Annotated in this window: 24 protein-coding genes; 8 read left to right on the top strand and 16 right to left on the bottom strand. The window is 59.0% G+C overall.

From position 1 onward, the window contains the following. The first annotated feature begins 1 nt into the window (after position 1). Together C1Y42_RS13290 and C1Y42_RS13285 are read left to right on the top strand one after the other, a co-directional pair. Positions 2 to 988 carry a FecCD family ABC transporter permease gene (locus tag C1Y42_RS13290; protein ID WP_370445705.1) on the top strand — a complete coding sequence of 329 codons (987 nt, stop codon included), beginning with the start codon at positions 2 to 4 and terminating at the stop codon, positions 986 to 988. Beyond that, positions 981 to 1,760: a heme ABC transporter ATP-binding protein gene (locus tag C1Y42_RS13285; RefSeq protein ID WP_104093695.1), complete on the top strand. Its 780-nt coding sequence runs from the start codon at positions 981 to 983 to the stop codon at positions 1,758 to 1,760. Before C1Y42_RS13290 ends, C1Y42_RS13285 begins: the two co-directional genes overlap by 8 nt. 16 nt (positions 1,761 to 1,776) lie before the next feature. Here C1Y42_RS13285 and C1Y42_RS13280 read toward each other — a convergent pair whose 3' ends face one another. Then, complete coding sequence (locus C1Y42_RS13280; RefSeq protein ID WP_104093694.1) at positions 1,777 to 2,769, bottom strand: MDR family oxidoreductase; 993 nt, start codon at positions 2,767 to 2,769, stop codon at positions 1,777 to 1,779. Positions 2,770 to 3,329: 560 nt separating this feature from the next. On the opposite strand from C1Y42_RS13280, the gene C1Y42_RS13275 reads away from it, so the two are divergent. Continuing rightward, a complete protein-coding gene (locus tag C1Y42_RS13275; RefSeq protein WP_104093693.1) occupies positions 3,330 to 5,477 on the top strand; it encodes an ornithine decarboxylase in 2,148 nt (715 codons plus the stop codon). Between the two features lie 68 nt (positions 5,478 to 5,545). On the opposite strand, the gene mltC is transcribed toward C1Y42_RS13275, so the two are convergent. The 3 genes from mltC to mutY are packed head-to-tail and all read right to left on the bottom strand — an operon-like array spanning position 5,546 to position 8,037. Next, positions 5,546 to 6,625, bottom strand: a complete 1,080-nt coding sequence (mltC, locus tag C1Y42_RS13270) for a membrane-bound lytic murein transglycosylase MltC (protein WP_021506619.1) — start codon at positions 6,623 to 6,625, stop codon at positions 5,546 to 5,548. 54 nt (positions 6,626 to 6,679) lie between these two features. Further along, positions 6,680 to 6,952, bottom strand: a complete 273-nt coding sequence (locus C1Y42_RS13265) for an oxidative damage protection protein (RefSeq protein ID WP_010617014.1) — start codon at positions 6,950 to 6,952, stop codon at positions 6,680 to 6,682. Next, positions 6,952 to 8,037, bottom strand: a complete 1,086-nt coding sequence (gene mutY / locus C1Y42_RS13260; protein ID WP_104093692.1) for an A/G-specific adenine glycosylase — start codon at positions 8,035 to 8,037, stop codon at positions 6,952 to 6,954. The genes C1Y42_RS13265 and mutY overlap by 1 nt, the downstream gene beginning before the upstream one ends. A gap of 154 nt (positions 8,038 to 8,191) precedes the next feature. On the opposite strand from mutY, the gene trmB reads away from it, so the two are divergent. From trmB to C1Y42_RS13240, 4 genes are all read left to right on the top strand, one after another. Continuing rightward, on the top strand, positions 8,192 to 8,911 hold the full coding sequence (gene trmB, locus C1Y42_RS13255) for a tRNA (guanosine(46)-N7)-methyltransferase TrmB (protein ID WP_021506621.1): 720 nt from the start codon (positions 8,192 to 8,194) through the stop codon (positions 8,909 to 8,911). Next, positions 8,911 to 9,237, top strand: a complete 327-nt coding sequence (locus C1Y42_RS13250; protein ID WP_021313105.1) for a YggL family protein — start codon at positions 8,911 to 8,913, stop codon at positions 9,235 to 9,237. Before trmB ends, C1Y42_RS13250 begins: the two co-directional genes overlap by 1 nt. Before the next feature lie 172 nt (positions 9,238 to 9,409). Continuing rightward, positions 9,410 to 10,126, top strand: a complete 717-nt coding sequence (locus C1Y42_RS13245) for a DUF2884 domain-containing protein (protein ID WP_058757118.1) — start codon at positions 9,410 to 9,412, stop codon at positions 10,124 to 10,126. A 211-nt stretch (positions 10,127 to 10,337) separates the two neighbouring features. Then, positions 10,338 to 12,593, top strand: coding sequence for an Ig-like domain-containing protein (locus tag C1Y42_RS13240; RefSeq protein WP_104093691.1), 2,256 nt, complete (start codon positions 10,338 to 10,340; stop codon positions 12,591 to 12,593). A gap of 70 nt (positions 12,594 to 12,663) precedes the next feature. Here the strand turns inward: C1Y42_RS13240 and hemW are convergent, their stop codons facing one another. Genes hemW through C1Y42_RS13220 form a run of 4 tightly spaced genes read right to left on the bottom strand, consistent with a single transcriptional unit; the run spans position 12,664 to position 15,675 of the window. Next, positions 12,664 to 13,794: a radical SAM family heme chaperone HemW gene (gene hemW / locus C1Y42_RS13235; RefSeq protein WP_104093690.1), complete on the bottom strand. Its 1,131-nt coding sequence runs from the start codon at positions 13,792 to 13,794 to the stop codon at positions 12,664 to 12,666. Further along, entirely contained in the window at positions 13,787 to 14,380 is a 594-nt protein-coding gene (locus C1Y42_RS13230) for an XTP/dITP diphosphatase (protein ID WP_104093689.1), read from the bottom strand. Before C1Y42_RS13230 ends, hemW begins: the two co-directional genes overlap by 8 nt. 20 nt (positions 14,381 to 14,400) lie before the next feature. After that, positions 14,401 to 14,955, bottom strand: coding sequence for a YggT family protein (locus tag C1Y42_RS13225; protein WP_021506626.1), 555 nt, complete (start codon positions 14,953 to 14,955; stop codon positions 14,401 to 14,403). A gap of 12 nt (positions 14,956 to 14,967) precedes the next feature. After that, complete coding sequence (locus C1Y42_RS13220) at positions 14,968 to 15,675, bottom strand: YggS family pyridoxal phosphate-dependent enzyme (protein WP_021506627.1); 708 nt, start codon at positions 15,673 to 15,675, stop codon at positions 14,968 to 14,970. Between the two features lie 16 nt (positions 15,676 to 15,691). Here C1Y42_RS13220 and C1Y42_RS13215 point away from each other — a divergent pair, with 16 nt between their 5' ends. Further along, complete coding sequence (locus tag C1Y42_RS13215; protein ID WP_104093688.1) at positions 15,692 to 16,684, top strand: type IV pilus twitching motility protein PilT; 993 nt, start codon at positions 15,692 to 15,694, stop codon at positions 16,682 to 16,684. Positions 16,685 to 16,750: 66 nt separating this feature from the next. On the opposite strand, the gene ruvX is transcribed toward C1Y42_RS13215, so the two are convergent. From ruvX to metK, 8 genes are all read right to left on the bottom strand, one after another. Beyond that, positions 16,751 to 17,167, bottom strand: a complete 417-nt coding sequence (gene ruvX, locus C1Y42_RS13210; protein WP_058757113.1) for a Holliday junction resolvase RuvX — start codon at positions 17,165 to 17,167, stop codon at positions 16,751 to 16,753. Beyond that, on the bottom strand, positions 17,167 to 17,730 hold the full coding sequence (locus tag C1Y42_RS13205; RefSeq protein WP_021506630.1) for a YqgE/AlgH family protein: 564 nt from the start codon (positions 17,728 to 17,730) through the stop codon (positions 17,167 to 17,169). Before C1Y42_RS13205 ends, ruvX begins: the two co-directional genes overlap by 1 nt. 85 nt (positions 17,731 to 17,815) lie before the next feature. Beyond that, entirely contained in the window at positions 17,816 to 18,760 is a 945-nt protein-coding gene (gene gshB / locus C1Y42_RS13200) for a glutathione synthase (RefSeq protein ID WP_021506631.1), read from the bottom strand. Positions 18,761 to 18,856: 96 nt separating this feature from the next. Further along, entirely contained in the window at positions 18,857 to 19,588 is a 732-nt protein-coding gene (gene rsmE, locus C1Y42_RS13195; RefSeq protein ID WP_021506632.1) for a 16S rRNA (uracil(1498)-N(3))-methyltransferase, read from the bottom strand. 73 nt (positions 19,589 to 19,661) lie between these two features. Continuing rightward, positions 19,662 to 20,369, bottom strand: a complete 708-nt coding sequence (gene endA, locus C1Y42_RS13190; RefSeq protein ID WP_104093687.1) for a deoxyribonuclease I — start codon at positions 20,367 to 20,369, stop codon at positions 19,662 to 19,664. 78 nt (positions 20,370 to 20,447) lie between these two features. Next, a complete protein-coding gene (locus C1Y42_RS13185; protein ID WP_088517903.1) occupies positions 20,448 to 20,960 on the bottom strand; it encodes a SprT family zinc-dependent metalloprotease in 513 nt (170 codons plus the stop codon). A gap of 104 nt (positions 20,961 to 21,064) precedes the next feature. Next, entirely contained in the window at positions 21,065 to 22,459 is a 1,395-nt protein-coding gene (locus tag C1Y42_RS13180) for a sugar porter family MFS transporter (protein WP_031279461.1), read from the bottom strand. Between the two features lie 521 nt (positions 22,460 to 22,980). Then, complete coding sequence (gene metK / locus C1Y42_RS13175) at positions 22,981 to 24,132, bottom strand: methionine adenosyltransferase (protein ID WP_021506636.1); 1,152 nt, start codon at positions 24,130 to 24,132, stop codon at positions 22,981 to 22,983. Between the last annotated feature and the right edge of the window lie 223 nt (positions 24,133 to 24,355).

The raw sequence follows: 24,355 nt of genomic DNA, 5'->3' as shown, positions 1-24,355 counted from the left end.
GATGATGCGCTGGCTGATGTTAATGAGTATCAGCATGCTGGTGTGCATGCTGCTGGCGGCCAACCTCGGCGCGATGCCGCTGTCGCTGCGCACGTTGTGGCAGGCGCCGCTCAGCGATCTGGCCTGGCAAATCTGGCTCACAATTCGCCTGCCGCGCGTATTGCTGGCGGTGCTGACTGGCATGGCGCTGGCGGTGTCCGGCGCGGTGATGCAGGGGCTGTTTCGTAATCCGCTGGCCGATCCCGGACTGCTGGGGATCAGCAGCGGTGCCGGGCTGGCGGTGGCGCTCTCAGTGGTGTTGCCGCTCAGCCTGCCGCCGCTGCTGGCGCTGTGGCTGCCCTCGCTGGCAGCGTTTGCCGGCAGCCTGGTAGTGACGCTGCTGATCTTCAGCTTTAGCCGGCTGGCGCAGGGCCAGCTGGCGCGCCTGCTGCTGGTGGGCATTGCGATTAATGCGCTATGCGGCGCGGCGGTTGGCGTGCTGTCTTGGCTGAGCAACGACCAGCAGCTGCGTCAGCTGTCGCTGTGGGGCATGGGCAGCCTGACGGGTGCCCAGTGGCCGAGCCTGCTGGTGTGTGCGCTGCTGATCGTTCCGGCGCTGCTGCTGGTGCAGACGCGCGCGCGTCGCCTCAATCTGCTGCAGCTGGGCGAAGAGGACGCGCACTATATGGGCGTCGATGTTAAACGCACGCAGCGCCAGCTGCTGGTGCTGAGTGCGCTGCTGGTGGGCACGGCGGTGGCGGTCAGCGGCATTATCGGTTTTGTCGGGCTGGTGGTGCCGCACGTGATGCGTTTTTGTCTCGGCAGTGACCACCGCTGGCTGCTGCCGGGCGCGGCGCTGGCGGGAGCGATTCTGCTGTTGCTGGCGGATACGCTGGCGCGCACCGTGGTGATTCCGGCCGAAATGCCGGTCGGGCTGCTAACCAGTCTGCTGGGCGGGCCGTGGTTCCTGTGGCAGATTCTGCGCCAGCAAAGGGGGCTGAATGAGTGAGCAGTTGCAGGCGCGCGGACTGCGGTTTTGCCGGGGAACGCGTACCTTAATCGATGATGTTTCCCTGACGCTGCCGCCGGGCGAAATGGTTACCCTGATCGGTCCTAACGGTGCCGGTAAGTCGACGCTGCTGCGGCTGCTGACCGGCTTTCTGCACGCGGACGCCGGTGAGTGCTGGCTGGGCGATCGTCCACTGGCGGCCTGGCCGCGCGAACCGCTGGCGCAGCGCCGCGCGGTGATGCGCCAGCAAAACAGCGTCACCTTTCCGCTGCCGGCTGCCGACGTGGTGGCGATGGGGCGCGCACCCTGGCCGGCCGGTAACTGCCAGGCGGTGGTGCAGGAGGTGATGCAGTTAACTGGCAGTGCGCCGCTGGCGCAGCGCGACTATCGGTCGCTGTCGGGCGGGGAGCAGCAGCGCGTGCAGCTGGCCCGGGTGCTGGCGCAGCTGTGGCATGACGACGGCCCGCGCGGCTGGCTGTTGCTGGATGAACCCACCTCCGCGCTCGATCTCTACTGGCAGCAGTCCACTCTGCGCCTGCTGCACCGGCTGACGCGCAATGGCCGTTTTAGCGTCTGCGCGGTGCTGCACGATTTGAATCTGGCCTCACTGTGGTCGGATCGGGTGTTGTTGTTACACCACGGCCAGCTGGTGGCGCAGGGCGCGCCGCACGCGGTAATGACCGAACCGATCCTGACGCGCTGGTATCGGGCCGACCTGCAGGTGGTTACGCCGCCAGCGCAGGATCGGCCGCAGATACAGTTGCGGCCATAACTGCACCTGCACCGGGTCAGGGCGCCTGGCGGCAATCGACAATCAGCCGCCCACGCACCTGGCCCGCCAGCAGCTGTTCTGCGCCTGCGCGCGCCTCACTCAGTGGAATCACTTTGGTCATTTGCTCCAGCAGCGCGCCGTCAACCAGCTCCGCCAGACGCTGCCACGCCTGCTGACGCAGCGGTTTGGCGCACATCACGCTGTCCACGCCGGCCAGCGTAACGCCACGCAGAATAAACGGCGCGACGCTGGTGGGCAGATCGAGGCCCTGCGCCATGCCGCAGGCGGCGACCACGCCGTCGCGCTGGATCCCGGCTAACACATTGGCCAGCGTGTGGCTGCCGACGCTATCGATCGCGGCGGCCCAGCGCTCTTTCGCCAGCGGTTTGCCGGGCGCGCTCAGTTCGTTACGGTCGATAATCGCGGAGGCGCCGAGCGTATCGAGCAGGTAGGCGCTGTCGCTGGCGCGGCCGCTGGATGCCACCACCTCATAGCCGAGACGCGCCAGCAGGCTCACGCTGAAGCTGCCCACGCCGCCGCTGGCACCGGTAACCAGTACCGGACCGTGCTGCGGTGTGATGCCCTGTTTTTCCAGCGCCAGCACGCACAGCATCGCGGTAAAGCCGGCGGTGCCAATCGCCATGGTTTGCAGCGGGCTGAGCGCCGCCGGGACGCTAACCAGCCAGTCGCCGGAGACGCTGGCTTTCTGCGCCAGCCCGCCCCAGTGTTTTTCACCCACGCCCCAGCCGGTGAGCAGCGCAACATCGTCCTGCTGCCACTCCGGATGACGGCTGTGGATCACCCGGCCAACAAAATCGATGCCCGGCACCATGGGAAACTGGCGCACAATCGGCCCTTTATTGCAGATGGCCAGCGCGTCTTTGTAGTTGAGGGTGGAGTAGCTTACTTCGAGGGTAACATCCTGATCGGGCAATTGTTGTTCTGACAGATCCTGCAGGGATGTGCGGTATCCCTGTTCATCATTTTCAATGACCAGTGCCTTGAACATGCAGCCTCCGGCTGGTTGGAAGAAGTGCGCTCCATAGTACGCTTCTGTCTTAGGGAGTGCCAGGCGGATGGGCGCGGCATGCGGTCGCTATCGCACCGGCGTTACATTCTGCATAACTTTGCGTAATCTTCGACTATTCAGGCAGTTAAAAATAGACACCTTAACTATTATTCATGTAAATCAATGAAGTAGCACGTTGGTGTTCTGCATTAAAATTCCGCGCTGATTGGTTGTTCCCGGTAAAAAAAGATGCCATCATGTCGCCCGAATTTCTTCCCCATCTTCATCGCTGAGGACGCCGCCATGTCCGGTACAATGCACATCTGCACTTGTCGCCGTGCGCTTCATGACAAGCGCGCCTCTGTCATCTGTTGTTCGCATTTCCCGCTCACCATGCGGTGAGGCTACGCCCCGTTCGCTGTTGGATATGAGTAAAGACAGACGCGATCTGGCTTTACTGATGTCTATCGGTTGCGGCCGTCGGACGTTATTCGCCGGGGAAATTTCCTCATTGCTGTGCCACTGGCACCCACTCATCCTTCATTACGGGGATTTGTGTTATGAACCCATTGAAAATTGCTGCCAGCGTAGCGGTAGCGCCAAGCCTGAGTCTCAACACCGCGCGCGACGTGGTGACGCTGGATAATACCGATTTCACCGACGTAGCCGCGGTAGTGGTCTCGCTGGCCGATACACGCAGCGGCGTGCTGACGCTGCTGCGCCAGACCGGCTTCAATCTGCCGGTGTTTGTCGCGAACGCCTTTGATGACGCAGTGCTGACGCTGCCGGGCGTGACCGGAGAGATCAACGGCGCAGCGGAAGAGTGGCAGGCGCTGGAGCAGGCGGCGCAGGCGTACGAGGCGGAACTGCTGCCGCCGTTTTTCGACACCCTGACGCGCTATGTCGATATGCAGAACAGCACCTTTGCCTGCCCGGGTCATCAGGGCGGAGCGTTTTTCCGCCGCCATCCGGCCGGACGTCAGTTTTATGAGTTCTACGGCGAGAACGTCTTTCGCTCCGATATGTGTAACGCGGACGTCAAGCTGGGCGATTTACTGATCCACGAAGGCTCGGCCAAGGATGCGCAGAAATATGCCGCGCGCGTGTTCAACGCCGATAAAACCTACTTCGTGCTGAACGGTACCTCCAGCGCCAACAAAGTGGTGACCAACGCGCTGCTGACGCGCGGCGATCTGGTGCTGTTTGACCGCAATAACCATAAATCTAACCATCACGGTGCGCTGATCCAGGCAGGCGCCACGCCGGTTTATCTGGAAGCGGCGCGTAATCCATTTGGCTTCATTGGCGGCATTGATGCGCACTGTTTCGACGAGACGTATCTGCGCGAGCAGGTGCGCCAGGTCGCGCCACAGCGCGCGGATCAGCCGCGCCCGTTCCGGCTGGCGATCATCCAGCTTGGTACCTACGATGGCACGGTATACAACGCGCGCCAGGTGGTGGATCGCATCGGGCATCTGTGTGATTACATTCTGTTTGATTCGGCATGGCTGGGTTATGAGCAGTTTATTCCGCTGATGGCCGGCTGCTCGCCGCTGACGCTGGAGCTCAACGAGAACGACCCGGGGATCTTTGTCACCCAGTCGGTGCATAAGCAGCTGGCGGGCTTCTCGCAGACTTCGCAGATTCACAAGAAAGATAACCACATTCGCGGCCAGAAACGCTTCTGCCCACACAAGCGGCTGAACAACGCGTTTATGCTGCACGCCTCAACCAGCCCGTTCTATCCGCTGTTCGCTGCGCTGGATATCAACGCCAGAATGCATCAGGGCGAAGCGGGGCGCAGTATGTGGTATGACTGCGTCACGCTGGGCATTGAGGCACGCAAAGCAATCCTCGAGCGCTGCAGCCTGATTCAGCCCTTCCTGCCGGAGCAGGTGCACGGCAAGCCATGGCAGGCGGCAGAAACCGCCACCATCGCCGCCGATCCGGCGTATTTCAGCTTCGAACCGGGTGCGAAGTGGCACGGTTTTGCCGGTTACGATGCCGGACAGTATCTGGTGGACCCGTGCAAACTGCTGCTCACCACGCCAGGCATCGATGCCACCAGCGGCGAATACACCCGCTTTGGCATTCCGGCCACCATTCTCGCCAACTATCTGCGCGAGAACGGTATCGTGCCGGAGAAGTGCGATCTCAACTCAATCCTGTTCCTGCTGACCCCAGCGGAAACGCCGGAAAAAATGGCGCATCTGGTGGCGATGCTGGAGCAGTTTGAACAGCACGTGCGGGAAGATGCGCTGCTGGCCGAAGTGCTGCCGAGCGTGTATCGCAGGCACGTTGAGCGCTATCAGGGCTACACGCTGCGTCGCCTCTGCCAGGAGATGCACGATTTGTACGTCAGCTACGACGTCAAGGATCTGCAGCGCGACATGTTCCGCCAGGCGTGTTTCCCGAAAGTCGAGGTCAATCCGCAGGATGCGCATCAGGCGTATATTCGCGGTGACGTTGAGCTGGTGCCGATCGCCAGCGCCGAAGGGCGCATTGCCGCCGAGGGGGCGCTGCCGTATCCGCCGGGTGTGCTGTGCGTGGTGCCAGGCGAAACCTGGGGCGGGGCAGTGCAGCGCTATTTCCTCGCGCTGGAAGCGGGTATCAATCTGCTGCCGGGCTTTTCACCGGAGTTGCAGGGGGTTTACACCGAGGAGGATGACAGCGGGCACAAGCGGTTAGTGGCGAACATGATGTTGTAGGAGGGGGCGGTTCCCCCACCACACGGCACCTTCTCCCGCAGGCGGGAGAAGGTGGCGATGAGCGCTAATCAATAACGGTGGTAGCTGCGCTGTGCCTGGCTCACTTTGTACAGATAGCGGCGCGACTCGGCCGACGGATGGTTGGTGGTCAGCGTCTGATACACCTGGCTCGGTGACATGCCGTTGATGGTGGCGAAGGCGCGGTCTTTATCGCTGGAGAACACGCGCAGCACGCTGCCCGCCCCGCCGTTATAAGCGGTGATCACTGCGTAACGGCGCGACAGCGGATCCTGAATCCCGCCGAGATAGCTCTTCTGCAGCAGCGACAGATATGCGGTACCGGCATCAATGTTATTGGCCGGATCGAGCAGATAGCTGCGGCTCGGTTTACCCCATTTGCCTTTCATGCGGAACACATCGACCCCGGCAGTATGCTGTACCACCTGCATCAGACCCAGCGCATCGGCGTTGCTTACCGCATAGGGGTTAAAGCTCGATTCGGTCTGCATGATCGCCAGAATCAGCGAGGCATCAACGCCATACTGTTCGGCCGCTTTGCGCACCAGCGGCAGATATTTGTGCGCACGTTTGTCGAGGTGGTTAGGCACCATCGGAATGGTCACCGACCAGATAACGTGCAGCCCGGAGGTGCGTTTCTGCAGTTTGTTCTGAATCAGGTAATCAGCAAAGTTACCGGCGCGTCCCTGCCAGCGGATCGGCTGACCGGTATTATCCAGCACCTGGCCGTACAGCAGCGGCTCTTTACTGATCTGAATATCGTTGGCATCAGAGTAGAGATCGACGTTGCCCGGATCGTCACCAATCAACAGCGTGGTGATGATGGCCTGACGCAGGCTGGCCATCGGATCGGTGCCGGAAATGGTCTCAATGGTGATGCTACCGCTGTCGAAGTTGATGTGACTGCGGGTGTAATAGTTATCGCTGTATTTGACGTAGTCCTTGGGGCCGGCGATCAGAACCTCATTGATTCCCCAGATATTCTCGATGTTGGCGGCAAACTGCCCCATCAGAATGTCAAAACCGTTGGTGTCCTTAACCCACTCTTCATGGTACTGCGATTTTTTTTGTCCGGAGCAGGAGACTAACAGGGGTGCGATGACCAGCAGTGCTATCAGTTTTTTATTCATTGTGAATGCGTGCCTGACTCGAAAAAGAGGGCCTCAAAGGGAGGCCCTGAACGTTTATTTTTCTGGCGGGGTGTAACCTTCAATGTGCACATCTTTGCCTTCGAACAGGAAATTCACCATCTCCTTCTCCAGCACTTTGCGATCTTCCGGGTTCATCATGTTGAGCTTCTTCTCGTTGATCAACATGGTCTGCTTGGACATCCACTGCTGCCAGGCTTCTTTGGAAATCTCATTGTAGATGCGCTTACCCAGTTCGCCAGGATAGAGCTGAAAGTCCTGGCCTTCAGCGTCGCGTTGCAGATAAGTACAAAAAATGGTGCGGCTCATTACTCTTCCTCTTCGGTCAAACTGGTTCGCAGTTGAAGCTGCCGGGGATGGCGCAGCTCATGCAGCAGGCGCTCTACCGGCGCGGCCAGCCCCACTGACGGTGGTTGCGCTAAGTTATACCAGAGACCGCCGGCTTCATCCATCAGCGACCCGGAGGAAGGCCACGCCAGCCACATAGGCACAATATCTAAGTGGAAATGGCTGAAGGTGTGGCGAAACGCGGTAAGCTGCTGCGGCTTCGCGTGGATGCCGCGCGCCGCCAGCCAGTCAGTCAGCGCTTGCTCACTGGTGAACTGCGGGAAGCAGAACAGGCCGCCCCACAAACCCACCGGCGGACGCTGCTCCAGATACACCTCGTCGCCGTGCTGCAGCATCAGGAACCAGCCGCTGCGCTCTGGTAGCGTGACTTTCGGTTTCTTACCGGGATAATCAGCCCAGTTGCCTTGTGCATAGGCCGCGCAGCCGCTATTCAGCGGGCAGATTTCGCATTTCGGGCGGGAGCGAGTACACACTAACGCGCCGAGATCCATCATCGCCTGATTGAACTGGCTGACGCCTTCCGCTGGCGTGACGTCTTCACTGATCTGCCACAGCCGCTTCTCCACCTCTTTTTTGCCCGGCCAGCCGCTCACTGCATAGCAGCGCGCCAGCACGCGTTTTACGTTGCCGTCGAGGATCGGGAAATGCAGGCCGAGCGACAGCGACAGGATCGCGCCCGCCGTGGAGCGGCCGACGCCCGGCAGCGCCGCGACGTCATCGAAATGAGGCGGGAATACGCCGCCGTGCAGCTCAACCACCTGTTTAGCCGCCTTGTGCAGGTTACGCGCCCGTGCGTAATAGCCGAGGCCGGTCCACAGATGCAGCACTTCATCAAGCGGCGCGGCGGCCAGGTCGGCAACCGTGGGGAAGCGCGCCATAAAGCGTTCGAAATAGGGAATAACGGTGGCAACCTGCGTCTGCTGCAGCATCACTTCGGAGAGCCACACCTTATAGGGCGTTTTCTCCAGCTGCCACGGCAGAGTTTTACGGCCAAAGCGTTGGTACCACTCCAGCACCTGTTGCGCGAACTGCGGCGCCTGCATCATAAGAAGGAAATTTTCCGTGTTTACTCTACAATCAGGCAGGAATTCCAGCACAGAGACATCAGGGTGTAAACCGGAAGATTGCAAAGGCTTGCTTCTGTTACTTAACTTTGCATAATGCCCGTTTCCCTGAACAGGCTAACCAGCAGGTTTCAACATGATTAATGACGTCATCACCCCGGAATTTGATGAGAACGGGCGGCCTTTGCGCCGTATCCGCAGTTTTGTGCGCCGCCAGGGGCGCTTAACGAAAGGACAGCAGCTCGCGCTCGACAATTACTGGCCGGAGATGGGCGTCGAGTATCAGCCGCAGCCGCTGGACATGGTCGCGCTGTTTGGCCGCGAAGCGCCGCTGGTGCTGGAGATTGGTTTTGGCATGGGCGCCTCGCTGGTGACCATGGCGCAGAACAATCCGCATCAGAACTTCCTCGGCATTGAAGTGCATGCGCCGGGTGTCGGTGCTTGCCTGGCCTCGGCCAAAGAGGCTGGCGTGCAGAATCTGCGCGTGATGTGTCACGACGCGGTGGAAGTGCTGGAAAACATGGTGCCGGACAATTCGCTGCGCATGGTGCAGCTGTTTTTCCCGGATCCATGGCATAAGGCGCGCCACAACAAGCGCCGCATCGTCCAGGTACCGTTTGCCGAGCTGGTGCTGCGCAAGCTGAAGCTTGGCGGCGTGTTCCACATGGCGACCGACTGGGAAGAGTACGCCACGCACATGCTGGAAGTGATGAGCAGCATCGATGGCTATAGCAATCAGTCGGAGAGCCAGAATTACGTGCCGCGTCCGGAAACGCGTCCGTTAACCAAATTTGAGCAGCGCGGGCAGCGACTGGGCCATGGCGTATGGGATCTGATGTTTGAGAGGGTGAAATAATGGCTGTAAAACGTAGCCGCCGTTTACGTAAAAAGTTGCATGTTGATGAGTTTCAGGAGCTGGGCTTCTCTGTTGCCTGGCGTTTTGCCGAAGGCACCAGTGAGGAAGAGGTGGATGCCACGCTCGATCAGTTCATCAATGAGGTGATCGATCCGAATGGTCTGGCCTATGACGGCAGCGGCTATCTGGTGTGGGAAGGGCTGGTGTGTCTGCAGCAGACCGGCAAATGCACCGACGCGCACCGCGAGCTGGTGCGTAACTGGCTGGAAAAGAAAAATCTCGCCGATATTCAGGTCACTGAACTCTTCGACGTTTGGTGGGACTAAGTATCACCACTGGCGATAACTTCGCGCGATGAATCGCGCCGCTACACATTCAGTGCGTGTTGGTTGATTCGCTTGTCCAATGCACCTTTCGTAGCGGCGCAATTTATTGCGCATCGCCAGACGCAGCACAATGCCACCGCTTATCAGACTATTCACATCTGCAGGAGATTTCATGGTTCGTAAGGCTCTTCTCGCCGCGCTGCTGCTGGCGGCAGCTCAGGCGCATGCTGACTATCAGTGCAGCGTCAATCCAAAGGATGATGTGATCATCAAGCCCCAGAGCGTGCAGGTGGTGGGCAGCAACGGCAATCTTGAAATCACGCCGCAGGGCGATGTGCAGTTCAACGGCAAGTCGGTGAGCGTCGATAACGCCACGCGCCAGCAGGCGATTGACTACCAGAACGCGCTGCGTCGCGATCTGCCGTGGGTCGACAGCGGCGCAACCACCCGTCTGGAGCGGGGCCGCGTGGCGCTGGATAAAGTGATTGTCGAAAAACTCGGCTCGGACAGCAATGTGCGCAATCGCCTGACCACGCTGAACGGTCAGCTGAAGCAGCAGATGAACCGCATCATCGAGCATCGCCCGGATGGCCTGACCTTCCATCATCAGGCCATTGAGCAGGTGCGCGCCGACGGCGAGAAGCTGGTGCAGAGCACGCTGGGCGGGGTGTTGCAGGATAGCCTGAACGAGATGGGTACCAAACAGGCCGCCAGCGGCAGCAATCCGCTGCAGGCGCTGATGGGCAACCTCGGCGGGCTACAGCAGTCGATTCAGACTGAATGGAACAATCAGGAGCAGGATTTCCAGAACTTCGGTCATGAAGTGTGTAACCGGGTGACCGCACTGGAAAGCCAGCGCAAGACGCTGATGCAGAACGTAAAGGGCTAACCCAGCCGCGTTGCCGCTCAATGCACGGAACATCACGGCGTCATTGTTCTTCTGAACAGCGGCGCCTTTTTTTATCCCCGCAGCTTTTAAGCCGTGATTTAACAGATTGTCTTAGATTCGGGACGAATCTGATAACGGCAAAATTTCCGCATTAATAACTATATCAACGGGCATTCAGCCTGTTGAACTTATTAATTTTTAAGGAAATTTCATGTTATTTTCTGACACCTCTGCTTCCAGTTCACATCCGGTTTTATCACCCCCTGTGGTTATCGTTGCCGAACGCGGCTGGTACAACGATCCGCAAAAACGCTGGCAGGGAACGGTGCAAACGCCGGACGCCGTTGAAGTCATCGTGACGGTTAACGGTGGCAATCCGCTACGCGTGCCGGTGATCAATGGCCACTTCGAGTGGATGCCGCCGCAGCCGATGGCCGATGGTGAATACCAGCTCACCTTCACCGCCGTGGATGCCGCCGGCAATCACAGCGCACCCACGCGCGTGGATTACAATATCGATACCCATCCGCCCGCCAGACCGATCATTGAAGCCATTGAAGACCACGTTACCGGCGGCGTGGAGGACGGTAACAGCATCCGCCGTAACGGCTATACCAACGATGATCAGCCGGTGGTACGCGGGCAGGCCGAAGCCAACGCGCTGGTTTATCTCTATAATGGCAACCAACTTCTCGCCTCTGTCCGTGCCGATGCGCAGGGCAACTGGCAGGCGCAGCTCGATCTGCCGCAGGACGGAACCTATAACCTGACGGCGCAGGCCGAGGACCGCGCCGACAACCGCAGTCAGCCGTCGCCGAAGTGGACCTTTCATCTCGATACGCTTACCCCGGAAACGCCGACGTTCAGCTATTACGACGACAATCGCGGGCTGTATCAGGGCCAGTTTGGCCGCGGCAAACCCACCGATGATGTCCGGCCGGAACTGCACGGCGAAGCCGAGCCTGGCAGCGTGGTGCGCATTCAGTATGCCGCACCGGGCGGAAAGTGGGTTGTCGGCGGTACGGCCACCGTCGACAGCAACGGCCACTGGCACTGGACGCCGCCGCAGGATCTGCTGCCCGACGGCGACTGGCGTTTTCGCAGCCGCAGCAGCGATAAGGCTGGCAACGTCAGTCAATGGAGCGACAGCTGGACGCTGACCATCGACACCCGTATCAACACGCCCACCATCCTGCAGGCTATCGATGACGTCGGCACCATCCAGCCGGTGCTGCCGGGCCAGACCACCGACGATAAGCGGCTCGATTTTTCCGGACAGGCTGAGCCTTACAGTCAGGTGACGCTGTACCAGAACGGCGTGGCAGCCGGCAGCGCGACGGTGGGGGCCGATGGCCGCTGGCAGATTACTCCGGACCGCGACATGCAGCCGGGTAGCAACAACTTTACGGTAAAAGCAGTCGATCTGGCGGGTAACATCAGCAACTATGCGCCCAACTGGATGATTAACTATGACTCTGGCGTGAAGCACAGTTCTGGCGAAGAGAACTGGAACTGTCGCGCCAATACCAGCTGGCAAACCGGCCGGGTGTATCAGTACGGCGGGTTGAAAGTCACCGAACTGAAACATGGCACCAGCAACAACTGTTTCTATACCGGCATCATGAACCGGCCGGATGGCTATGAAAGCAAAGCGATTGAGATGCTGGATCATTCAGTCGTGCAGTTTGATTTTGGTGCCACCAATTACGTGGAGTTCAATTATGGCTATCTCCACAATTGCGATACCTACGTGGATATCTTTTCACCCAGCGGTGAGCTGCTGGGGCGCGAATACCTGCAGCCCGGTGGCGCCAGCCGGTCTGAGCAGGGGTTGAACACCTTTAGCTGGCAGGCTCCGGCGGGCCAGCAGATTGGCTATATTGACGTCCATTCAGGTGAAGATCCGGATACCTATAAAAAAGTGCTGTGCTGGAACGTGCTGGTGAAGCGCGATGTCGGCTGGATTATTGATACTGTGCGCTGGGGCAAAGATGAGAGCCTGATACAGCACCATACGCTGCCGGAAACGCAGGAACAGGAGGGCGCGCAGCTGCATCTGAATGATGTGCAGCAGTGGCTGGCGGCGCACAGCGGACAACTGCTGCAGGGCTTCTCTGCGCTGGTGCTGGAAGGAGAACATCAGCAGCTTGATTATCAGCAGCTGACGCAGCATATCAGCGGCCTGCAGCATATCGATCTCACTGGCTCAGGAGACAATCTGCTGCAGCTGGATGCGCAGCAGCTGTTGCAGCAGGCGCACCAGGATGTGCTGCTGCCAGAGCGCACGCGCAGCTGGCTGATTGATGGTGATGCCGGCGACGTGGTGCAGCTCAGCGATAGCACGCAATTTTATCAGCAGTGGCAGCAGCAGGGGACGCAGCAGAGCGGTGGCAAAGTGTGGCAGGTTTTTGAGAGTGTCGACCACAGCGCGACGCTGTTAATCAATAATGAGGTGATGGTCGCCTGAGCGTAACAGATGCAGCCGTGCCGGACAGCACGGCTGCCAGCGGAAAAGGCGCGCGCCTTCTCCGCTGAATTTACATGAACAGCTCCAGCAGCGAATTGAGGAACAGTTTGCCTTTTTCGGTGATCTGCCAGTGCTCTGGCTGCTCCTGCACATAACCGGCGGCAATGGCTGCGTCGATCTGCGGGCGAATCACTGCCTCTTCCAGCCCGGTGTAGCGCTGAAAGTCGGCGCGCGGCGCGGCTTCCAGCAGGCGGAAACGGTTCATAAAGAACTCGAACGGCTTGTCCTCGTCCGGCACGTCATGCTGCTTATCCAGATAGTTGCCCTTCATAAAACCGCGCGGGTGACGGGTTTTCACCGTGCGCACGATGCGCCCGTCCGGCTGCGTCAGCTTGCCGTGCGCGCCACAGCCGATGCCGAGGTAATCACCGAAGCGCCAGTAGTTCAGGTTATGCTCGCAGCGATAGCCCGGTTTGGCGTAGGCCGAGGTTTCATACTGCTGATAGCCTGCGGCGCTCAGCAGCTGATGACCCTGCTCAAAGATATCCCACAGCGCATCGTCATCCGGCAAAACCGGCGGGCGTGAACCAAACAGCGTGTTGGGCTCAATGGTCAGCTGATACCACGACAGATGCGGCGGGTTGAGGGCAATCGCCTGGCGCAAATCGTCCAGCGCCTCTTCCAGCGACTGATCCGGCAGGCCGTGCATCAGGTCGAGGTTAAAGCTGCGCAGGCCGAGACCGGCCGCCAGCTGTGCCGCGCGGACCGCCTCGTCCGGACCGTGGATGCGGCCCAGGCGCGTCAGCTTTTGCGGACTGAAACTCTGCACGCCAATCGAAATCCGGTTAATGCCCGCCCGCTGATAGCCGCTGAAGCGATCGGCTTCCACCGTGCCCGGATTGGCTTCCATGGTGATTTCGGCGTCCGCCGCCAGCGGCAGGCGCGCACGCACGCCGTCCATCAGCTGCTGCATCGCCTCGCTGCTCAGCAGGCTGGGCGTGCCGCCGCCGATAAAGATGGTGCGCACTTCGCGCCCGGCGGTCAGCGGCAGATCCTGGTCAAGATCCTTGAGCAGATGCTGTACATACTCGCTATGCGGCACTTCGCCTTTGAGCGCGTGCGAGTTGAAGTCGCAGTACGGACATTTCTGCACGCACCACGGGATGTGGATATAAAGGCTTAACGGTGGTAACTCAGGCATTGCGCATCGCTTCCAGCAGCAGCGTCAATGCTTTACCCCGGTGCGACACGGCACGCTTTTCATCCTTGCTTAGCTCGGCGGCGGTTTTACCCAGCGCCGGCACGTAGAAGATCGGATCATAACCGAAACCGCCTTCACCGGCGGCCGCGCGGGTAATCTCCCCGGCCCAGCTGCCGTGGAACACCAGTGGCGTCGGGTCAGCGGCGTGACGCACGTACACCAGTACGCAGTGGAACTGAGCCTGGCGCTCGCCGTTCGGCACCAGCTCCAGTGCCTGCAGCAGTTTGTCGAGATTCTGCTGGTCGCTGGCATCAACGCCGGCATAGCGCGCCGAGTAAATGCCCGGCGCGCCGCCCAGCGCATCGACCGCCAGCCCGGAGTCATCGGCAATCGCCGGCAGGCCGGTGATCTGCGCCGCGTGACGCGCTTTCAGGATGGCGTTTTCGATAAAGGTCAGCCCGGTCTCTTCGGCAGACTCTACGCCCAGCTCGGTTTGCGCCACGATATCCAGGCCGAAGGCCGCTAACAGATCGGCCAGTTCACGTACTTTGCCCGGATTACCGGTGGCGAGCACAACTTTTTGCATAACAGTTCCAGATTAACGAATTACAGCAGGTACCAGAGACCCGGGAACAGGTCCATACCGAGGAAGTTCAGCGCATACAGCACCAGAATCACGATCATCGCCGAGAAATCGATGCCGCCCATCGCCGGCAGGATACGGCGAATCGGTGCCATCAGCGGTTCGGTCAGCTGGATCAGCACATAGTCCATCGCGCCGCGTCCCTGGCTGATCCAGCTCATCAGCGAGCGAATGATGATCACCCAGAACACCAGATAGCCGGCGGATTTGACCAGTGACAGCAGGCCCACCAGCAGGTTGGTCGGATCGACGGAGAACACCCCGACCTGAATCAGCAGCAGAATCGGATATTTCAGCGTGGTCAGCACGAATGCCAGCAGCAGTGACGCGGTGTCAATCGGTCCCAGCGCCGGCAAAATGCGGCGCAGCGGTTTAACAATCGGCTGGGTGATCTTCACGACAAACTGCGCCAGCGGATTGTAAAAGTCACAGCGTGACCACTGCATCCAGATGCGCAGCAGCAGCACCATCACGTACAGATCAATCAGCGTTTTGACTAAAAACGTCAGTGTTAACATGAGGTTCCTCAATTATTGTTGTGAAGGGCGTGCATAATCCCGCGCGCCAAATACCGCGGTGCCGATGCGCACCATCGTACTGCCTGCGGCAATCGCCGCATCCATATCGTCGCTCATTCCCAGAGAAAGCGTATCGACGCCAGGATAGTCCTGTTGCAAGGCACGAAACGCGCTGGCCATCTGCTGGCACACCGCCAGCTGGCGCGCGTAATCCTGCTCGGGCGCCGGAATTGCCATCAGTCCACGCAGGCGCAAACGCGGCAGGGCGGCAATCTGTTGTGCCAGCCCGGCGACGGCCTCCAGCATGATGCCAGATTTGCTGTGCTCGTCACTGATATTTACCTGAATTAACACGTTGAGCGGCGGCAGCGCGGCCGGACGCTGATCGTTCAGCCGCTGCGCGATACGCAGACGGTCAACGGTATGGCACCAGGCAAAGTTTTCCGCCACCAGACGGCTTTTATTGGATTGTAACGGCCCGATAAAGTGCCATTGCAGATCAGGATGTGCGGCCAGTTCGGCAACTTTTTCAACCCCTTCCTGCACGTAATTTTCACCGAAGGCGCGCTGTCCGGCGGCAATGGCTTCTGCGATAGCGCTCGCAGGTTTGGTTTTGCTCACTGCAAGCAGCGTAATTTCTTCTGGCGCGCGGCCGCAACGTGCGGCGGCAGCAGCGATCCGCTCGCGCACTTGCTGTAAGTTGTGCTCAATGGAAGTCATAGTCAGGAGAAGTTAAATGGATTTGGATGACGTTGTGGCGCTTAGTGTAAAGCATAATGCGGCCGATCTGCACCTTTGCAGCGGACATTTACCGCACTGGCGCCGGCAGGGCGTGCTGGAGCCAATACCGCAACAGCACAGCTTGCCTGAGCGCTGGCTGCAGGCCTTTAGCGAGCAGTGGCTTAGCGCCGCGCAGCGCAGCGAGTTAGCCAGCAGCGGTCACGTCGATTTCGCCATCACGCTCGGCAACGGCAGCCGGCTGCGCGCCAATCTGTTCCGCCAGCGTCACGGACTGGCGCTGGCGCTGCGGCTGATTGCCAGCCAGCCACCGGATATAGCGCGCCTGCAGCTGCCGGACGTGGTGCGCTCGCTGCTGCAGCTGGAGGAGGGGCTTATCCTCATCACCGGCGCGACCGGCAGCGGCAAATCCACCACGCTGGCAGCGCTGGTGGATAGCCTCAATCGTCAGCAGGCGCGCCACATTATCACGCTGGAAGATCCGATCGAGTTCGTCCATCACAGCCAGCGTTCGCTGATTCAGCAGCGCGAAATCGGCACGCACTGCGCTTCGTTTCAGCTCGGATTAAAAGCGGCGCTGCGTGAAGATCCGGATGTGATCCTGCTGGGTGAGCTGCGCGACAGCGAAACCATCCGGCTGGCGCTGACCGCTGCTGAGACCGGCCATCTGGTGCTGGCCACGCTGCATACGCGCGGCGCGACGCAGGCGGTGGACCGGCTGGTGGATGTGTTTCCGGCCGAGGAGAAAAACCTCGTGCGCACGCAGCTGGCCGGCAGCCTGAAAGCGGTGCTGGCGCAGCGTTTAGTCGCCGCCAAAGCCGGCGGCCGCATTGGCCTGTTTGAAGTACTGGTGGCGACGCCGGCGGTCGCTAACCTGATCCGCGAAGGCAAAATGCATCAGCTGCCCGGTGTGTTGCAGACCGGCGCGCAGGCAGGGATGCAGACTTTCGCCCAGAGCGAGCAGGCCCGGCGCGAGGCGGGATTGATTTGAGCAGGGACGTGCCCTGAGAACCGCCGACACGGCGGCGCGAAACCGCGCGGCCGCGTCCGGGCTGATTTAATGCGTCTCGAACCAGTCCTGCAGGATAATCACCGCGGACTGCGAATCGATATGGCCTTTCTGCAGCGCGCGATAGCCGCCGCGTTCGAACAGATCGGCACGCGCTTCAACGGTGCTCAGGCGCTCATCCTGCAGCTCCACACGCACGCCGAAGCGGCCGTGCAGCCGGTTCGCAAACTTGCGTGCGCGCGCCGTCAGCGGCTGTTCGCTACCGTCCATGTTGAGTGGCAGGCCAACCACCACGTAATCCGGCTGCCACTCTTTCAGCAGCTTACCAATGAGCTCCCAGTCCGGCGTGCCGTCCTGCGCTTTCAGCGCGGTGAGCGGGCGCGCAGTGCCGGTCAGCTGTTGCCCGATGGCAACGCCGATGCTTTTGGTACCGAAGTCAAAGCCGAGCAGCGTTTCACTGGCCATCAGGCGTGCCCTGCATCGCTGGTCATGTTATGGATGTCCACACCCATGCTGCGCGCGGCTTCACGCCAGCGTTCGGCAATCGGCGTCTGGAACAGGATCTGCGTATTGGCCGGCGTGGTCAGCCAGGCATTCTCCAGCAGCTCATTTTCCAGCTGATCCTTCTCCCATGCGCAATAACCCAGCGCTACCAGCACGTTCTCTGGCTGTTCACGCGTGCCGATCGCTTCCAGCACATCGCGTGAAGTGGTGATCACCGTATTGTCAGAAATGCGGATACTGGAGGAGAACACGCGCTGGGCTGAGTGCAGAATAAAGCCACGATCTTCCGCCAGCGGGCCACCGGCAAACACCGGTTTGTCCAGTTTGATGGCAGGATCGCGTTCTGATGGGCTGATTTTAAGTTTTTTCAGGATGCCTTCGACCGTCAGGTTGTCCATCGGCTTGTTAACGATCAAACCCATGGCACCCTCTTCGTTATGCTCGCAGATATACACCACCGAGCGTTTGAAGAAAGGGTCCTGCAGCGACGGCATCGCAATCAAGAAATGGTGCTGTAAATTCATTCTCACTCGTTTACCAAAAATAGCCGGTGCTGAACGGCTGCACCGGCTTTGGGTGGTTCACGGAGCTCTCACTCCTGCGGCATCCTCAGCCCAAACGTTTTTCAATCGCGTCCATCAGCATGCCGGTGATGGAGACCGGGAACGCCGCCTCGATTTCGCGGATGCAGGTTGGGCTGGTGACGTTAACTTCTGTCAGTTTATCACCGATAATATCGAGGCCGACAAAAATCAGCCCTTTGGCTTTCAATGTCGGACCTACGCGGCGGGCAATTTCCCAGTCGCTGTCGCTCAGCGGACGGGCTTCGCCGCGGCCACCGGCGGCGAGGTTGCCACGGGTTTCGCCGCCCTGCGGAATGCGTGCCAGGCAGTATGGCACCGGTTCACCATCGACCACCAGCACGCGCTTATCACCGTCTTTGATCGCCGGCAGATAATTTTGCGCCATGCAGAAGAACTGACCGTGGTTGGTCAGCGTTTCAGTGATCACGCCGAAGTTGGCATCATCTTTTTTGATGCGGAAAATCGACGCGCCGCCCATGCCGTCGAGCGGCTTGAAGATTACATCGCCATGCTCCTGCCAGAACGCGCGCAGCTGCTCTTTGTTGCGCGTCACCAGCGTGTCTGGCGTCAGGTCGGCAAACCAGGCGGTGTAGAGTTTTTCGTTGCAGTCACGCAGGCTCTGCGGTTTGTTAACGATCAGCGTGCCTTGCTCTTCCGCGCGCTCCAGCAGATAGGTTGCGTAAATGAACTCGGTATCAAACGGCGGGTCTTTACGCATCAGCACCACGTTAAGATCGGCCAGCGGGATAGTCTGCTCGCTGCCAAACGTATACCACTGATCGTAGTTCTGCTCGACGCTCAGCAGCCGGGTGCGCGCGTAAGTCACGCCACCACGCAGCGACAGATCGCCCATCTCCATGTAGTGAATTTCATAACCGCGGCGCTGTGCTTCCAGCAACATGGCGAAGCTGGAGTCTTTTTTAATGTTGATGGACGAAATCGGGTCCATAACGATGCCAAGCTTAATCATTATTCTCTCCTCAAAGGGGAATTCAGCCACCCCGTTCCGTGCGAAAGCGTTGTGCTGGTCAGTTATCTGCGTGTGTCTTCGGGCTGAAAGTATCCCTTAACCGAGGTCACCAAACCTCACCTGAAGTGCCGTGATGGCGGTGAGCGCCGTGGTTTCGGTGCGCAAAACGCGCGGACCGAGCAGGATATCGGTAAAGCCGTGCTGCGCCGTCATGGCAATTTCCTCTGCCGACAGGCCGCCTTCCGGGCCAATCAGCAGCCGTACGCGCTCAACCGGCTGCGGCAGCGTATTGATGCTGTGGCTGGCGCGCGGATGCAGGTTGAGCTTCAGGCCGTCATCCGCTTCGGCACACCAGGCTTCGAGCGTCATCGCGGCGCGGATTTCCGGCACGCGATTGCGACCGCACTGCTCGCAGGCGGCGATGGCAATTTTCTGCCACTGCTGAATCTTTTTCGCCAGGCGTTCGGCATCCAGCTTTACGCCACAGCGTTCAGAAAACAAGGGCGTAATCACATTCACGCCCAGTTCGATCGATTTCTGGATAGTGAATTCCATTTTTTCACCGCGCGACATCACCTGACCGAGGTGTAAGTGCAGCGGGGATTCGCGATCGTCAGGCTGGCTGGCAAGGACCTTTACTTTTACACGCTTTTTGTCGGCCTGGGTGATTTCGGCGCTAAAAGTCAGATTACTGCCATCAAACAGCTCGATCTGCTGTCCGGCGCTCATGCGCAACACGCGGCCGACGTGGTTGGCGGCATCCTCATCAAGCAGAACTTCACTGTTAACGGTTAGAGCTTCGGGGTGATAAATGCGGGGTATGCGCATGCGGTTCCTGCCGGCGTTATGCCGCATCGCGCGATGCGGCCCAATCGAAAAAAGCTAGTGTAGGGTAGCGCTTTCAGCGCTGGCAAGCCTGCTGTACCCAGGAATTGTGATTTCCCTGCACCGTGGCGATGCGCTGGTCACGTTCGCACTCCCACGGCGTGACCGGATACTGCTTGTTCCACGCGGTGAACAGCTGGGTTTGCTGGCGTGACAGGCGCAGATGATACTGGTCGCGCATATAGAAGTAGGTGCGGGCGATGGCGCCGCGCGCGCGCTCGGGAGGCTCGGCGCGCTTCTGCTTAAAATCGATCTTCATGCTGCACTGACCGTACTGCTGCTCGTCACCGTTCCACTGGCTGTACTGGAAGTTATTGCGGTCACCGTTCACTTCGCCGATGGCTGGCTGCAGGTTGTGCAGATCGCTTTCGATGCGGCGGTAGTCTGCGTCTTTGCTGCAGTTTTTCCGTCCGCCATTTTGCCAGCACTGACGCTGATGACCAAACTCCCACGCCGGCATGACGTGTTCCCACTCGATGCGTTCCGCGCGGTTGGCGTTCTTGCGCACGCTATAGCCGCAGCTGCTCAGATCCGGCACGCCTTTTTTACCGTGCCAGCTGATTTTGCAGCCGCAGTAAAAATCCGCCGGCGCATCCGCGTTGATCTTTGCCGCGACCACTTTCGCCTGCTGAAAATTGTTCTGGTTGTAATGGGTGAGACTGAGGCTGTACGCGCTGAGCGGCGCGACCAGCAGAGAGAGTAATAACAGCGTTTTGCGAGACATATTCCAAAAAATAACCTGGTACCGAAAAAGGGCGGCAGGGTAACAGAATGGCCGGGCGCGGGGAATGAGAATCGCGGACTAATCCGCTGCGTATTCACCGGGTTGCAGCAGCGTACCGCAATGCACGCAGCGATATTCGCTCTCACCACGCACCACGCGGTTGTGGCGGCGTACCGTCAGCTGATGTTGCTGGCAGCGACAGCGATAGGGGAAGGTATTGCTGCGCACCGAAGTGATTGCGAACTGATGGGTGCGGCGGGCGGGCACGCCCAGCACGTCCTCCATCATCCACTTCCACTCTTTGCCGTGCGGCGGTACGCGGCCGAAGGTTTTCCACACCAGCAGATGCGCCAGCTCATGCGGCACCACTTCATCAATAAAAGCCTGCTGGTTTTCCAGCAGCAGCACCGGGTTGAGGCGAATTTGCCACTGCTCCAGCCACGCGGTGCCTGCGGCCGTGCCGCGCTGCTGATAAACCAGCGTTGGCTCTTCGAAATGACGTTCGAGTTTTTGCTGAGCCAGCTGCAAAAAATGGCGCAGCGAGCGCATGACGGCTTGTTGCAGGGCGATAGGCAGACGTGGCGTTTTCATGTGCGGCAGCATAAGGCGTTGCAGCGGGGTACGCAACTGCATGCGCACCGGCGGCAGATAAAAAAAGGGCCGCCCTGCGGCAGCCCCGGTTAACGCATCTGGCCTTACTGCTGGCCGATATCGCGCAGTTTTTTGCCCGACATCAGGTTGCGCTCGATGTGCTCCAGCGAGACGTTTTTGGTCTCCGGAATCAGCGCGACCGTCAGCAGAATAAAGAACACGTTCAGCGCGGCGTAGACCCAGAAAGTCGGCGCGTTGCCCAGCGAGTTCAGCATGGTCAGGAAGGTGGCACCAACGATCATGTTGGCAATCCAGTTGGTCGCGGTAGAGACGGTGATACCAAAATCACGCCCTTTCAGCGGCTGAATTTCAGAACACAGTACCCAAATCAGCGGACCGGCTGACATCGCGAAACCAACAATGAACATCAGCAGCATGGCGATGGCAAAGTACTGCTCACCGGCAGAGTTGATGCCAATGTGCAGCATGGTACCAAGGATGCCCATACCGGCTGCCATCACCAGGAAGCCCAGCACCAGCGTGGGTTTACGGCCCCAGCGATCCACCAGACCGATAGCAATAAAGGTGGCCAGCACGTTCACCAGACCTACGATCACGGTGCCCCACATTTGCTGCGTGGTATTGGCGAAGCCGGCGATTTCGAAGATTTTCGGTGCGTAGTACATGATGACGTTCATGCCGGTGAACTGCTGCATCACCTGCAACAGCACGCCGAGGAACACCGCGCGGCGGAAGTTGCTGTTGCTCTGGAACAGTTGCCAGCCGGACTGTTTGATCTTCAGGCTTTCGCGGATCTCATCCAGCTCGCGTTTCGCCTGCTCGCTGGTGTCACGCAGGCGGTCCAGCACGCGCTGTGCATCGCGGAAGTCACCTTTCGCCGCCAGCCAGCGCGGGCTGTTTGGCAGGAACACCACGCCAACCAGCAGCAGCACCGCTGGAATAGTGATGATGCCCAGCATCCAGCGCCAGTCGCCCGAGGCACTGAACGCGGTGTCCGACAGGTAAGCGCCGAGAATACCGATGGTGATCATCAGCTGATACAGGGAAATCATACTGCCGCGGATCTTCTCTGGTGCGATTTCCGAGAGATACAGCGGGGCGGTATAAGAGGCAACGCCGACGGCAAGGCCGAGCACCACGCGTGCGGCAATCAGCATTTCCGGGTTTGGCGCCATCGCCGACCACAGTGAACCGATAACGAACAGGATGGCACCGGCCATCAGGCTCTTTTTACGGCCGAGACGCGAAGACATCCAGCCGCTGCCCACGGCACCGACCGCAGCACCGAACATCATTGAGCTGACGATCCACTCCTGCTGATGTGCGGTAACGTTGAAATCTTTCGCGATGAAGGGCAGAGCACCGGCGATAACGCCGATATCCAGACCGAACAGCAGGCCCGCCAGAGCGGCCAGAAAGCAGACAAACAGGGTCATCGCCTTGTTTGAGGTTCTGCTTTTGTGAGTATTACCAGGCATATTGCCTCCGAAGTTTATCCATCTTTGTTTTTATCAATGTTAAGTAAGCTGCCTGCGGGAAAAAGTGAGTGCGATCACATCGATGTAATCGGTTACACACGCTGAAACCCTGTAATCCAGCATTTTTTGCCCGAATCAGTCACATAACCAGTAAGGTATAGCACCCTTTAAGTTTCTGACATCACTATAAATATCGGCTATCAGACGACGCTGAAAATAACGCATTTTAATCACCGTTACTACGCTGAAAAATCTCTAAATTGAAGATATTAAAAGGATTTCAAAATGTAATCGTTAACACTTTGTTGTAAGCGCAGTGCTAACAGTGTAGACAGCGCTGAAAAATGCGCCTGCGGTGGTATAGACAAAAAGTGTGATGGTGCAGAGGCGGGATAGGGGAAGCGGTCAGGGACGAAAGCGTGGAAATTTCGCCAGTAAAAAAGCCCGCTTGCGCGGGCTCGATTTTACCTTCTCCGCTAAGAGAAGATCGGGGTGAGAGCCGTTGCCCGCACCCGCGTTGATTACAGGCCTGCGGCCTCGCGCAGCTGGGCGGCTTTGTCGGTCTGTTCCCACGGGAAGTGTTCACGACCAAAGTGACCGTAGGCAGCGGTTTCTTTGTAGATTGGCTTCAGCAGATCCATCATCTGAATCAGACCGTATGGACGCAGGTCGAAGAACTCACGCACCAGCAGCGTCAGCTGTTCGGTTGAAACTTTCTCGGTACCGAAGGTTTCCACCATGATTGAGGTCGGTTCTGCCACACCAATCGCGTAAGAAACCTGGATTTCGCAGCGATCGGCCAGGCCAGCGGCAACGATGTTTTTCGCCACGTAGCGCGCAGCGTAAGCCGCTGAGCGGTCAACTTTCGATGGATCTTTACCGGAGAACGCGCCGCCGCCGTGACGGGCCATGCCGCCGTAGGTATCGACGATGATTTTACGACCGGTCAGGCCGCAGTCGCCCATCGGGCCGCCGATCACGAAACGACCGGTTGGGTTGATGTGGTATTTGGTGCTGGCGTTGATCCACTCGGTCGGCAGTACCGGCTTGATGATCTCTTCCATCACCGCTTCACGCAGATCGGCCTGAGAAATCTCTTCTGAATGCTGAGTTGACAGCACTACCGCATCGATACCGACAATCTTGCCGCCGTCGTACTGGAAGGTAATCTGGCTTTTGGCATCCGGGCGCAGCCATGGCAGCGTGCCGTTTTTACGCACTTCAGCCTGACGCTGCACCAGACGGTGCGCGTAGGTCACCGGTGCCGGCATCAGCACGTCGGTTTCATTGGTGGCGTAACCAAACATCAGGCCCTGGTCGCCCGCGCCCTGTTCCAGCGGATCGGTACGGTCTACGCCCTGGTTGATGTCCGGCGACTGTTTACCAATCGCGCTCAGCACCGCACAGGAGTTAGCATCAAAGCCCATATCGGAATGAACATAGCCGATTTCACGTACGGTATTGCGGGTGATCTCTTCGATATCGACCCAGGCGCTGGTGGTGATCTCACCGCCAACCAGCACCATACCGGTTTTTACGTAGGTTTCGCAGGCGACGCGTGCTTTGGGATCCTGTTCAAGGATGGCGTCCAGCACGGCATCGGAAATCTGATCGGCGATTTTATCAGGATGTCCTTCTGATACGGACTCGGATGTAAAAAGGTGTTTAGCCATTCTGTTCTTTACCTTGCAAATGGTTTGAATTCGACTGCATAGCGTAAGCGGGATGATGCCAGCTCGACGCCCCTTCAGGCAAAGCCGCAAGCAGTAGGAAGTGTCAGCGTACCAGGCTCACACCGCCTGGATGTTAATCAGTTTAGATGGAAAACCATCTGGACGGCTATTTTAGGTCACTCAGTGCGCGTTTTTCCAGTGCTTTTTCGCCATCCGCATTTAT

Source organism: Pantoea sp. ICBG 985 (genome assembly GCF_002928365.1).
GTDB lineage: Bacteria > Pseudomonadota > Gammaproteobacteria > Enterobacterales > Enterobacteriaceae > Pantoea > Pantoea dispersa.
Note: the sequence above shows the minus strand (reverse complement) of the source record. Positions and strands in the feature narration are given on the sequence as shown.